Source organism: Streptomyces hyaluromycini (assembly GCF_002217755.1).
Taxonomy (GTDB): Bacteria; Actinomycetota; Actinomycetes; order Streptomycetales; family Streptomycetaceae; genus Streptomyces; species Streptomyces hyaluromycini.
In genome coordinates this window covers 1,020,743-1,032,947 of the sequence record NZ_BCFL01000017.1, presented here as the reverse complement: position 1 = coordinate 1,032,947, position 12,205 = coordinate 1,020,743, and the positions used below count along the sequence as shown (strand labels likewise).

At 65.8% G+C, this 12,205-nt stretch carries 7 protein-coding genes, 1 tRNA gene, 1 other RNA gene and 1 pseudogene; 4 read left to right on the top strand and 6 right to left on the bottom strand.

Annotation, left to right across the window (positions count from 1 at the left end):
* Positions 1–108: 108 nt before the first annotated feature.
* Positions 109–2,352, bottom strand: a complete 2,244-nt coding sequence (locus tag SSP29_RS12670; protein WP_089100637.1) for a DNA polymerase III subunit gamma and tau — start codon at positions 2,350–2,352, stop codon at positions 109–111.
* Positions 2,353–2,397: 45 nt separating this feature from the next.
* Positions 2,398–2,496, bottom strand: an RNA gene (ffs, locus tag SSP29_RS12665) — signal recognition particle sRNA small type.
* 72 nt (positions 2,497–2,568) lie between these two features.
* Between ffs and SSP29_RS12660 the strand changes: the two genes are divergently transcribed.
* Positions 2,569–2,656, top strand: a tRNA-Ser gene (locus SSP29_RS12660).
* A 315-nt stretch (positions 2,657–2,971) separates the two neighbouring features.
* On the opposite strand, the gene SSP29_RS12655 is transcribed toward SSP29_RS12660, so the two are convergent.
* On the bottom strand, positions 2,972–4,447 hold the full coding sequence (locus tag SSP29_RS12655; RefSeq protein ID WP_167449906.1) for an AlbA family DNA-binding domain-containing protein: 1,476 nt from the start codon (positions 4,445–4,447) through the stop codon (positions 2,972–2,974).
* A gap of 169 nt (positions 4,448–4,616) precedes the next feature.
* Here SSP29_RS12655 and SSP29_RS12650 point away from each other — a divergent pair, with 169 nt between their 5' ends.
* From SSP29_RS12650 to SSP29_RS12640, 3 genes are all read left to right on the top strand, one after another.
* The gene (locus SSP29_RS12650) at positions 4,617–6,293 is read left to right on the top strand and encodes an Eco57I restriction-modification methylase domain-containing protein (protein WP_089100635.1); all 1,677 of its coding nucleotides are present in this window, start codon (positions 4,617–4,619) and stop codon (positions 6,291–6,293) included.
* A gap of 14 nt (positions 6,294–6,307) precedes the next feature.
* Positions 6,308–7,066: a PaeR7I family type II restriction endonuclease gene (locus SSP29_RS12645; protein ID WP_089100634.1), complete on the top strand. Its 759-nt coding sequence runs from the start codon at positions 6,308–6,310 to the stop codon at positions 7,064–7,066.
* Positions 7,067–7,325: 259 nt separating this feature from the next.
* Positions 7,326–9,248 (top strand): serine/threonine-protein kinase, encoded by a 1,923-nt coding sequence (locus SSP29_RS12640; RefSeq protein WP_167449905.1) that lies wholly within the window; start codon positions 7,326–7,328, stop codon positions 9,246–9,248.
* Between the two features lie 610 nt (positions 9,249–9,858).
* Here the strand turns inward: SSP29_RS12640 and SSP29_RS12635 are convergent.
* The 3 genes and pseudogenes from SSP29_RS12635 to SSP29_RS12625 form a co-directional block, all read right to left on the bottom strand.
* Positions 9,859–11,100 (bottom strand): annotated as a pseudogene (locus SSP29_RS12635) (tyrosine-type recombinase/integrase); the annotation flags it as partial.
* Positions 11,101–11,111: 11 nt separating this feature from the next.
* Positions 11,112–11,408, bottom strand: a complete 297-nt coding sequence (locus tag SSP29_RS12630) for a helix-turn-helix domain-containing protein (RefSeq protein WP_089100631.1) — start codon at positions 11,406–11,408, stop codon at positions 11,112–11,114.
* Between the two features lie 163 nt (positions 11,409–11,571).
* The gene (locus SSP29_RS12625) at positions 11,572–12,111 is read right to left on the bottom strand and encodes a helix-turn-helix transcriptional regulator (RefSeq protein WP_150134040.1); all 540 of its coding nucleotides are present in this window, start codon (positions 12,109–12,111) and stop codon (positions 11,572–11,574) included.
* Positions 12,112–12,205: the final 94 nt, after the last annotated feature.

Below are 12,205 nucleotides of genomic sequence, written 5' to 3'. Positions count from 1 at the left end.
GGTCTCGCTCTCCGACCCCGGATGCGCCGAGAAACCCAGGGGCGCGGGGAACTGCGCGGGGAACCCCCGCCGGCCCGCGGCCTCCGAGCCGTCGGCGCCCGCCACGCGTCACTCGTTCTGGATCTCCTCCACCACCGTCGCCCCCAGTTCCTTGACGATCAGTTCGTGGCCGGAGAGGGCCGACTCGTCGAGGTCGGGGTCGTCCTCCTCGGGGATGTCGTCCTCGGGGGCCACCGGCGGCGGCTCGGGCGCGGCGGGTGCAGGGCGGGAGGGGGCCGTCGGAGTGGGCGGCGGCGGGCTCTGGGCGGGGGCCGCCACCGGAGCCTGCTGGGCGGGCGCAGGGCGGGCCGGGGCCGCGGGAGCGGGGGCGCCGTAGCCGGACGCCGCGGGGGCGCCGTAGCCGCCCGCCTGGCCGCCGCCGTACCCGGTGCCGGGCGGAGCCGCACCGCCGCCGCCCGTCGGGTCGACGATCGCCTCGACCCGCCACTGCACGCCGAACTGCTCGGTCAGCGCCTGTCGCAGCACGTCCTCGCTGCCGCTGCTCGCGAAGTTGTCGCGGGCGCCCGCGTTGACGAAGCCGAGCTGGAGGGTGGTGCCGTCGAAACCGGCCACCTGGGCGTTCTGGCTGAGCAGGATCCAGGTGAAGCGGCGACGGTTCTTCACCGCCTCCAGGATGTTCGGCCAGAGCACACGGGGGTCGAGGCCACCGGCGGGGGCGGGAGCAGAGGCGGGAGCCGCAGCCGGGGTCGGAGTCGGGGCCGGGTGGGCTGCCGGGGTCGCCGAGGGCGGCGGGGGCGGCGGGGCCTGTTGGGCCGCCGGAGCTCCCGTGGCCGTCGGCCAGCCGCCGGGACGGCGGGCACCGCCGCCACCTGCGGGGGCGGCGGTCGGCCAGGCACCGGGCGCGGCGGCGGCCGGAGCGGCGGCAGCGGGCGGTGCGGCCGGAGGAGGGGTGGGCGCGGCGGCCGGAGCCGGCGGCTCCGGAGTCGGGGCCGGGGCCGGGGCAGGTGCCGGCGCAGGTGCGGGGGCCACGGCCGGGGCCGGGGCCGGGGCCGCTCCCCCTCGTACGGCCGCCCGGGCCGCGGCCGGACCGCCGCCCTGCGGGACGGGACCCGGAGCCGGCGCCGGGGGCTGCGGGTGCGCCTCGGGGCCGGGGACGTACCCCATGGCGGGCGCGCCGCCCCCGCCCGAGAAGTTGACGCCCCGCTCCAGCCGGTCGAGGCGGGCCATCACGGACCGTTCGTCGCCGTACGCCGCCGGCAGCAGCACGCGGGCGCAGATCAGCTCCAGCTGGAGGCGCGGGGAGGTGGCGCCGCGCATCTCGGTCAGGCCCGCGTTGACGAGGTCGGCGGCGCGGCTGAGCTCGGCGGCGCCGAAGGTGCCGGCCTGGGCCTGCATACGTTCGAGGACGTCGGCGGGGGCGTCGAACAGCCCCTTCTCCACGGCGTCCGGGACGGCGGCGAGGATCACCAGGTCCCGCAGCCGCTCCAGCAGGTCGGCGACGAAGCGGCGCGGATCGTTACCGCCCTCGATGATCCGGTCCACGACCTCGAAGGCGGCGGCGCCGTCCCCGGTCGCGAAGGCCTCGACCACGGAGTCGAGCAGCGAGCCGTCGGTGTAGCCGAGCAGCGAGGTGGCCATGGCATACGTCACACCCTCCTCGGTGGCCCCGGCGAGGAGCTGGTCCATGACGGACATGGAGTCACGCACGGAACCGGCACCGGCCCGCACGACGAGCGGGAGCACGCCCTCCTCGACGGGGATCTTCTCCTTGCCGCAGACCTCGCCCAGGTATTCCCGCAGAGTCCCCGGCGGCACCAGCCGGAACGGATAGTGGTGGGTACGCGACCGGATGGTCCCGATGACCTTCTCGGGCTCGGTCGTGGCGAAGATGAACTTGAGGTGCTCCGGCGGCTCCTCGACGACCTTGAGCAGCGCGTTGAAGCCGGCCGACGTGACCATGTGGGCCTCGTCGATGATGTAGATCTTGTAGCGGCTGGCGGCGGGCCCGAAGAAGGCCTTCTCGCGCAGCTCACGGGCGTCGTCCACACCACCGTGAGAGGCCGCGTCGATCTCGATGACGTCGATGGATCCCGGGCCGTTGCGCGCGAGGTCCTGGCAGGACTGGCACTCCCCGCAGGGGGTCGGCGTCGGGCCCTGCTCGCAGTTCAGACACCGGGCGAGGATCCGCGCGCTGGTCGTCTTCCCGCACCCACGCGGCCCGCTGAACAGGTACGCGTGATTGACCCGGTTGTTCCGCAGCGCCTGCTGCAGCGGGCCGGTGACATGCTCCTGCCCGATGACCTCGGCGAACGACTCCGGGCGATAGCGGCGGTACAGCGCGAGAGACGACACGCATACGAGGTTATAGGCGCCCACTGACAACCAGCCCCGCCCGCAAACGCAAGCGCCCCCCACGCACCCGCCAGAGCCAACCTACCCTTGCTGCCTTCCGGCCCTGGGGGAGTTCAGTCAGATAGCGCCGCGTGAGGGGCTCCGCAAAGAGTACCCGACGTCAGGGGGTGGGAACGAGTTCGCGAGCACTCCTCTCGGTCATGTAATGTTCCGAGCGGAGGATTCGCCTAGAGGCCTAGGGCGCACGCTTGGAAAGCGTGTTGGGGGCAACCCCTCACGAGTTCGAATCTCGTATCCTCCGCCAGTGCCTCACCGGGCACGATGTCGAAGGGCCCCGCTGTTCACAGCGGGGCCCTTCGACGTGCGTGGTCTCAGTTTTGGTCTCAGTTCCCGGCTGGGACGACTGCGGACCTGGGCGGATGGGCTGTAACGTCCGTCCCGTCGTACAGGTCGCAGTGTCGAGCCCGGGCCTCTTTCAGCAGGCCACCACGGCAGGGCAACCCGACGCTCCCGGCGTAAGCGCCGGCAGATCCGACCGGGGGCTCGATCCGGGCCAGGAGAGCCCGTGCCACCAGGACCCAATCGACATCCTCGACCAATCGCTCTTCCGCTGGTCTACTCAGTCGTACACGAGTTCTTGCAGATGCGGGTCGCTGACACCAGTCCACCCGTTGTAGCCAAAGCCTTCCTTGTCAGCCATGCGCACCAGGAGCTTCAGGCTCTCCTCCAGCAGCTCAGGGCTGCCATCGAAGAGCGCCTGGCGCATTCCAGCGTCGCGGGTGATAGCGACCAGTGCAGGCTCGGTGCGCTGTGTCATGTACCGAGCGAAATTCGTATAGAAGTTGCGGGTTGCCGCCTTACCCGTTGCCCCCATGACGACCAACGCGCCGAGCGCATCGAACTGGCACAGGCTGTTGAGCACGGCGTCGTCGTCAGGTGAGGCGTCAGGATGAAGGGCCGGCACTTCCCGGACCGTGTTGTGGGCTGCCGCGATCAGTCCCGAGCTGTGCGAAGCACCGGAGGCGAGTAGACCGGCGCGGGAAGCCGTCGTCAGCCCGTGGCGAAGCCAACTGCCGAACCAGTCGAAGCCCTGGTTGGTTCCCCGTCGGTCGGCGAGTATGCGGACCGCTGGCCAGTCTTGAAGCCGAACGGCAAGACCGCCAAGCCCGTAGACCCGCTCCAGCACGGACAACCACAGTCGCGGCCCAGTGAGGGAATCTTGGGCGGACTCGGGAAGGTCGTTGCCGAGGTTATAGATGGAGAGCAAGGAGTCCGTGCCCTTGGTGGCCCACTGCGTTCGCTCATGGACGAGGCTCAAGGCAGTGAAGCTGGTCACGCGATTCAGCAGGGTGGGCAGGTCCTCAGGCATGGTGGTGAGAAGCTCGCGGGCCTGTGCCGGGGCATACAGCAAGAACTGCCGAAGCGGGATGTCGTCCTCGGCGCGCAGGTACTCCAGCACCGCAGCCTCGAACACTTCCTGGTCGAGCTGCCAGGTGAGAGCCGAAACTGATCGTTGACGTACGTGCTGAGCAGCCGCTCCGATAGCTCCCTGGGCTTCGAGTTCCTGGCGCAGCTCCCGCCGCCAGGTCTCCTTACGAGACGCAATGGCCCGCTGCCACACGCCGACCACGTCACTCTGCTTCCACCGCTCACTGGAAGTGCCGTGTCGCACAAAGACGTCACCAGCACGAAAGACGGTGACCTGCTTCTTGCCGTCCTGGTAGGTGCCTTCAACGTGGAAGACACAACATCCATCCGCGCTGGGGGCGACGTAGAGCAGAACGAGCCACTTCCCGTCGAGACAGTGGGCAGCCGTGTGGATCGTGAGCGTCGGGATGTACTTCTGCAACTTAGGCCGCAGCGTCGCCTCGTCGAAGCCACGAGTCTGGTCCTCGGAGAGCCGACCAGTGGGGTTGCCGTGATCGTCAGCGCCGATGACGAGGTATCCACCACTGGGCTCGGCCTGCATAGCCGCAACGTCCTTGGCGATATCCACGAGGTCACGCCGCTCGGACAAGTCGAGGGCTTCTTTGTAGTCAAGAGCTTTCTGCTCCGACGCCTCCGCCAACAGCTCCCGGAGCTTCTCCTCAGTCACCACAGGCTCTACAACTACAGCCACGCGCGAGCCCCCATCTGCACAGTCCAACCGCCGCATGTAAAGGGACTCATCGTAGGAGCACCAGGGCTCAGAGTGGCTCGACGCCAACGCAACTCGTTCGTGGACGGAGTCCGTGGCCAGATTCCTCCCTAGTAGGGTCGGGAGCGTGGCCACTCCTCTGCTCTCTGACACCGACCTGCACGCGCTTCCCGCCCTTCCCACGGAGGTTGTGGAGCACGGCGAGGTCTTCACGCGACGCTGGGTGGTCGACCTGATCCTCGACCTCCTCGGCTACACGGCCGACAAGGACCTCTGTGACGCGAAGCTCGTCGAGCCGGCCTGCGGCACAGGTGCGTTCCTTACCGCCGTCACCTCGCGAATCAGTGCCTCGTGCCGCACGCACAATCGCCCGCTCGAAGATGCGCTCGCAGCGGTCCGAGCTCTGGATCTACTGGATCGCAACGTGGAGCAGAGCCGTGTAGTCGTCGAAAAGCAGCTGGCGGAAGAGGGGTGGCAAACCGAGGAGGCCCGGCAGGTGGCAGCCGCCTGGGTCGAACAAGGTGACTACCTTCTCCAGCCCGATGCAGACCACCGAGCCGACTACGTGGTCGGCAATCCTCCGTACATCCGCCTTGAAGACGTCCCCGACGATCGGATGGCGGCCTACCGCGGAGCCTGCTCCACCATGGGTGGCAGAGCGGACATCTATGTCGGCTTTTATGAGTTCGCACTGCGAAGCCTCAACCCCGGAGGACGACTGGGCTTCATCTGCGCCGACCGCTGGATGCGGAACCAGTACGGCCGTCGGCTCCGCCAGCTGGTGACCAGCCACTTCAGCATGGACCTAGCCCTGGTCATGCACGACGTGGACGCCTTCGAAGACCAGGTTTCGGCCTATCCGGCGATCACGATCATCTCGGACCGGCCCCAGGGCGAAGCAGTGGCAGCCGACACCACTCGGGCGTTCGGCAGAATCCAAGCCCGCGAGTTCGCCGACTGGTATGCAAAGCCCGCATCGGAGTCGGTCACCACCACGGCGTTCCAGGCCGCCCGCATGCCGCACTGGTTCCCGGACGAGGACTCATGGCCAGCGGCCTCGCCAGCCAGACTGGCGGTTCTGGAGGAACTCACTGAGCGCTTCCAGCTTTTGGAGGACGACAAGACCGGGACGCGTGTCGGTATCGGCATCGCCACCGGCGCCGACAAGGTCTTCCTCACGAAGGATGAAGACTTGGTCGAGAACGACCGGCTGCTGCCCATGGCCATGGTCCGCGACACCACGAGCGGCACCCTGGACTGGAACGGTACCTACCTGGTCAACCCGTGGACCGCCGAAGGCGACTTGGTCGCGCTCTCCGCCTACCCACGGCTCGCCGCGTACTTCGAGGAGCACGGGGCCGCCCTGCGGAAGCGCTACATCGCGGTCAAGCAGCCTAAGCGCTGGTTCAAGACGATCGACAAGGTCGATCACCGTCTGACACGACGCCCCAAGCTGCTGTTTCCGGACATGAAGCTGACGATCCATCCGGTCCTGGACGAAGGCCAGCTGTACCCTCACCACAACCTGTACTTCATCGTCTCGGATGTCTGGGACATGCGTGTACTCGGTGGCCTGCTGCTGTCCAAAGTCGCGGAAGCGTTCGTGGAGGCGTACGCGGTCAAGATGCGAGGGGGAACGCTCCGCTTCCAGGCGCAGTACCTTCGCAAGATCCGCGTGCCCGATCCTGAAGCGATCAGCGAGAGCGACAGGGCCGCCCTCGCGGAAGCGTTCGACAAGCGCGACGTGAAGGCTGCCACGGAGGCTGCCTTGCGTGTCTACGGGCTCGTCGAGCTGCCCGACTAGGGAGGGAACGGATCTTGACGGTCACCCGCCAAGACTTCGAGGACGCTATCGCTCAGTACTGGGGGGCCAAAGCGTCACAGAACGATCTGTCAGCCATCAAGGATGCTGTTGGTGCCGGCACTGCGGGGTCTGTCCGTGGCGGCAAGCACTTCGACAGCGTGGCCGGTCTGATCGCCAAGTTCTTCCTGGAGGCGGGGTACCCGAAGGAATCGATCCGTGTAGACAAGGATCTCGAACTTCCAGGCCACTACCGCCCGTTGAAGAAGTGGGACATAGTCATCGCCCACGAAGGAACCCTCGTCGCCGCCTTCGAACTCAAAGCTCTCGGTGGCCCCTCCTTCTCGAACAACTACAACAATCGGGTCGAGGAAGCGCTGGGGAGCGCAGTCGACCTGCAACGTGCAGCCCTCACGGAGTGGTACCCCGGATCACGACCTTGGCTCGGCTACTTCTTCATCATGGAGGACCACCCCAAGTCAAGGAACGCGGTTCGCCTGGCCTCGAACCCTGCGTACCCCCCGGAGGACATCTGGCAGGGCACGTCTTATCAAGACCGCTTCGCGATCTTCTGCAAGAGGCTGCTGGACGAAGGGCTCTACAACACGGCCTGCTACATCACGTCCTCCAGGGACAACCCCAGCCCTGGAGAGCCCGATGAAGCGTTGGACTGGCGCCACTTCTCGGCAGCGATCACGGGTCGACTCGCAGAAATGAAAGCGCTGGGGATCCCCGCACCGAACGCCAGCCAACAGCACACTGACGGACTGTTCTGATCTGGCCGATACATGGCTGGCCCGGAGCGCGACCTGTCCCGGGCCAGTGTCAGTCCTCGTCTGTAGCCTTCTAGGGCGATGGCCGTGATCAACACTCAGCGGGGGTAGCCAGGTGGCCGAGGCGCTAAGGGAAGCAGCTCGAACCTTCTGGGCAGACGCGAGTAGGCGTCGTGACATACGCCACAGCGCTACCGGCCCGGATGGCTCCCTAGCCAGTGCCGGGACAGTGCGGCACCCCTGGGCCCGTCTCACTGAGTATGTGATCGAAGCCCTCGTCGAGCGTGGCGTCGATCGTTCTTGGATCCAGGTCGGCCGCGAGGCCACGCTACCGGGAGCGTACGGCCTGAGTGGTTCGGCATGGGACCTGGTGGTTCGCAAGGACGGCATTCCGCTCGCAGCCGCTACTTTTACGCAGCTCGGCGGGCAGGCAGGATCCATGAATAATGTCAATAATCGAATCCAAGATCTAACCTCGATCGCCTTTTCCGTCAGGCAGCACAACGATGATGATTTTCAACCTTACCTCGGACTCTTCTTCATCCTCGAAGAAAGCGACCGCGTAAACGCCCCAAGGCGAAGGGCGGGAGAAAGCGGTGCCGCACGCAGGGGACCGTCACACAAGCAGCAGCTAGCCGAGACCTTTGCACAGTTTTACAGCGACGGACTCTACGACAAAATCGCCTATGTCTCCTCCACCAACGGAGAGAATCCATCGCTCTACGAACCTCGCGCCGATATGTCCATCGAGGGCTTCATCGAGGGCTTTGCAAAGAGAGCACTTTCGCACTCCTTCAGCCCCCTCCTGAAGTTGTGGGGCGATCTGACAAAAGTTCCACCGCACCTTGACCGTTACCGAGAGGTGATTCGAGAAGGGCGGGGCATAAAGAAGGACTACAGCCTTGACCGCGTCCCCATCGAAGAAGGCGGCCAGGCGGCGGTATTCCGCGCCTCACATAAGACTTCGGGTGCCGAAGTAGCCTTCAAGCGGCGACTATCCCAACGGGAAAACCCCAGCGCTCGAATGCGCAGAGAAATCGATATAGCCGAGCTACTGAATGACCACCCGAACTATATGCCGATCCTTGATTTCGAGCAGGATCACAGATGGTTCATTATGCCACTGGCTGAAGCGACGGCCGAGGAGAAGCGCGAACAACTGCGAGAATCTGATCACCTGCGTGAACTGATAGATTCCATGGGTTCCATTCTGGATAAGGCGCACCAACAAGGCTGGGTGCACCGCGACATCAAGCCCTCAAATATGCTCCTCCTCGACGGCCGGTGGACCCTCGCAGACTGGGGAGTGGTGCGGCGACCAAGAGGGCAAACGACCAAAGTCGGCCGGACGGCCCACTTTATCGGCACCGAAGGATTCGCAGCCCCCGAGCTCTTCATAAAGCCTCACGAAGACGCCACGGCTGCCAGCGACATCTACAGCCTCGGGCGAGTGATCGCATGGGCTCTCACCGGCGAGATGCCCCAAATGAATGTTGAACTGCTTCCTCCGCCCGGACCCTGGAGGAACATCGTCAGAGCCGCTACGCAGCAGGAAGCCGAACGTAGGCCACAAAGTATCGACGAGCTGCTAGATCTCATCGATCGCGAATTCAGCGAACCTCATGAGCCAGCCGTAGCACGTGCCGAAAAACTGCTTGATGCCGCCAATTCCGGAGAATCCCATACCACCGACGCATTCCTTGAACTCATCGCTAACCACCCGGACGACTACGATCTGCACCTAGATGTTCTGCCTCGGCTGCAGCCAGAGCTCGCAGCACCATCGATGTCTCGCAACTCCAGGCAAGCCATCACTCTATTGAGAGCATTGGCCAAGCACGCGGATGGCAACGGAACCAAACCGGTGCAATTTGGTGAAGCAGCGCGTGCCGTAACCTGGCTTCACGGAATAGCTATTAGTGCGGCCAGCAGCAACGAATGGGACCTCCTCGATGAATCCATCCGCGCCATGTGCGAATGGGACGGAAACTGGGATCAATGGCGCCCACAAGACGCCATCAGATCTTGGCTGCGCACGGTGAGCGGAGACGTCGCGAGGATCGTGGCCCCTGCCTTTCGCGATCATCCGGATTCCGCGCGTCATTTCACCGAACTGGCGGACGATCGCGCTGTGGATCTAGGAATACGCCAAGCCATTCGTGCAGCCGCTGAACGGCAAAATTAATTGCAGTCTGGCAAGAAAGAAGCCTCGCCGATCCGGCCGTGCAAACTCACGGCCGGATCGGCGACGAAAGTTAGCGACCTACCACATCGCCGTACCTGGCGGGATTCCTCGACCGATCCACAGCCTGTGCACATGCCTCGGCGTAGGCCGCACAAACGGCGCCCTTGTCCGTACCACGAACCTGGGCCTCTACTTCCTGGCCTGGGCGCCGTGTGGTGTGCCACCGGACCGGCAGGTCCGTGTACAGGTCGGTCTCGAACTCCCAGGCCAGCACGGACCATTGCTCATCGCGGCCAATGTTGAGGCGTTCACCACCGGGCAGAAACACGGCGTAGGCATGATGAACGAGCCGACGGTCGGGAATCCGGTCACGGATAGCCCGGACGGCGCCAGGTCCCTCGTGCTCCCACTGTGGCCGATCCCACTCCTCCACGTGAGCAGGCTGGCCGGGGTGATCGGGGCCCCACTGCGAGACCACGGCCTGGGCATGCTCGTGGTGGAGGAACGGAACATACCGCTCACCGAGACAGGCCACGTACACCACCGGCTCCGCTGGTTCGGGGCTCTGGCTCAAGCCAGGCACGGAGCCTCCAGGTGTCGACGGAAATTGGTGACGTGGTGAGCCCCAGATCAGGGCGCCGACCTTCGCGGCGGTCTGCTGGAGAACGGAACTGGTGAGGTGCTGGTACCGGCTGCGCATCCGGGCGGACTTGCCGGGCTCCCAGCCCATAATCCGGTCAACAACCGTGTCTGGGACACCAAGGAGGAGCAACACGGTCGCCGCAGTATGACGGGCGTCATGGAGGCGTCCGTCACGGACATTCGCCGCCTTCAACAGGTCCTTCCACTTGTGGAAGTCGGTGTTGGGGTTGAGCGGCTCGCCGATCGGCGAGGTGAACACATACCCCTTCTCCTCCCACAGGTCGCGGGCGAGCGTCCGCTCTCGCTCCTGTTCCTCCTTGTGCCGCCGCAGCAACTTGAGCAGTTCCTCGGGCATGCCAATAGGGCGCTTGCCGGCGCGGGTCTTGGTGTCCTTGGTCTCGCGCCGAATGTTGATCTTCTGCGGGCAGTAGCCCGGCTTGCTCCGTCCGCACTTGTCGCCGCAGCCGTGGTTGTATCGGGGCCGCAGGCGTCCTCGGCGTACGAGGATCACACCGCTCTCGAAGTCGACGTCCTCCCACTTCAGGCCAAGAACCTCGCCTTGGCGCAGGCCGAGCGCGAGTGCGATGACCCAGCGGGCGGTGTTGCGCTGCTTGCCCGCTTCGAGGAGGAGGCGCTGGACCTCCTCGACCGTGTAGGGCTCGACCTCCTCCTCTTCGAGCTTGGGGGCCTTGGCGATGGAAGCCGGGTTGACGGTGAGGTGGCGGCGGCGTACAGCCTCGTTGAGCGCGGTGCGGACCGTGCGGTGCGCCTGGTGGGCGGTGCCGGCCGCGCTGCCGTTCGCCTGCATCTTCCGGTAGAAGCGCTCCAGGTGCTCGGGCTCCAGCTTCTCCAGGCGGTGGGCGCCCAGGCCGGGGATGAGGTGGTGGTAGACCGCCACGCGGTAGCCGTCGATGGTGTTCTCACCGACGCTGGGCGCGGCGATGTTCTCGACCCAGTGGGTCAGCCACGTTTGAACCGTCCAGGTCTGGCCAGCCTTGGCAACACCGGTGGAGTCGCGTTGCTTCTCCAGCTCGCGCACAACCTTGGTGACCTCGGCACGCGTCTTGCGGCTGACGTGGCGACGGTCAGGGGTGCCGTCGTCCTTGACGCCGACGGTGACGCGACCGTGCCAGCGTCCGTCTTTGCCGAGGTAGATGGACGAGGCGCCGTTGGGCTGGCGGGACGTGCTGGGCTTCTTGGACTTTGCCATGCGCGCCCGCCTCAGGCCGCAGCGTCGAAGTCCGAGGCCCGAAAGCGGCGGGCTAGAAATTCACCGACCGCCTCAGCAGGTATGCGGCGCAGGCTGCCGATCTTGACGGAACGTATCTCCCCGGAGGAGATGTACTCGTACAGCTTGGTGCGGCCGATGCCGATCCGGCGGGCGGCCTCGGCGACGGTGAGGGCGGCCAGGGTTGTGTCGCCGGCGGATCGCCGTTCGGTCATCAGGGTGCGCAGGGCGTCTTCGGGGACGTCCAGGAGCTGGGCTATCTGGGATATGGGCAGGGCATGTTGCGACAACGGGTACTCCTCCCGCCGGCCTCGCGGCGTCGCGGGAGCGGCAACTCCCGTCGGCCTGGCCGGTGGCGTCGTTCAGGGATGGATGGGTGATCGTCGACGGCGGGGGTCGCCGCGCTTAGGGGTTCCTCGGCGTTCGTAGCGCCGTGGGTGGGGCGACGGTCGGCTACTCGTCGGCGGGTGGCTGCCCCTGGTTTCGCAGGTGTGTCTGGGAAGGGTGCAGGCTTCTCATCGCGGCTTGTTCTTCGAGCCGGAGGAGTTCGTCGACCTGTCCTCTCTGCTCGGGCCCCTTGTCCCCGTAGGCGTCGAGTTCCACCTGGATCTCGTGCAGGTGCATCTGGTTCCGGTCGATCGCCGCTCGCAGTTGACGGTACTCCAGCGTCATCTGGACGTACGTCTGGGCGAGCTGGCGGATGCGGGGCGTGGCCAGCTCGCCTGGCGGTCCGGTGAGGTCCTGCATGGTGATGTCGAAGACCTTGCAGAAGCCGAGCGCCTCGTCGAGGTTGACTCTGCGACGGGGTTTGCCGCTCTCGATGCGCCAGATCGCCGACTGGTTGATCGGATGGCCGACAGCAGCCATCTCCTCGGCGAGCTTCACCGTGCTCCAACCGCGGACCTCGCGCTCCAGCTTGATGCGTGCGGCGGCGTGATCCTCCGGCACCGGACGACCCGGGCCAGCGCGCTCCGCACCTTCCTCACCGCTCATTCGCACCTCCCTTCACACGACAGCGGATCCACCGGGGCCAGCGTCCACAACTAAACATCATTGCGGAGTGAAATGCAAGGCGTTGCGCTTCCAA

What these genes read in the sequence shown, in the direction of transcription:
- SSP29_RS12625 (WP_150134040.1), bottom strand. Translation starts at nt 12,111, where the DNA reads ATGAGCGGTGAGGAAGGTGCGGAGCGCGCTGGCCCGGGTCGTCCGGTG.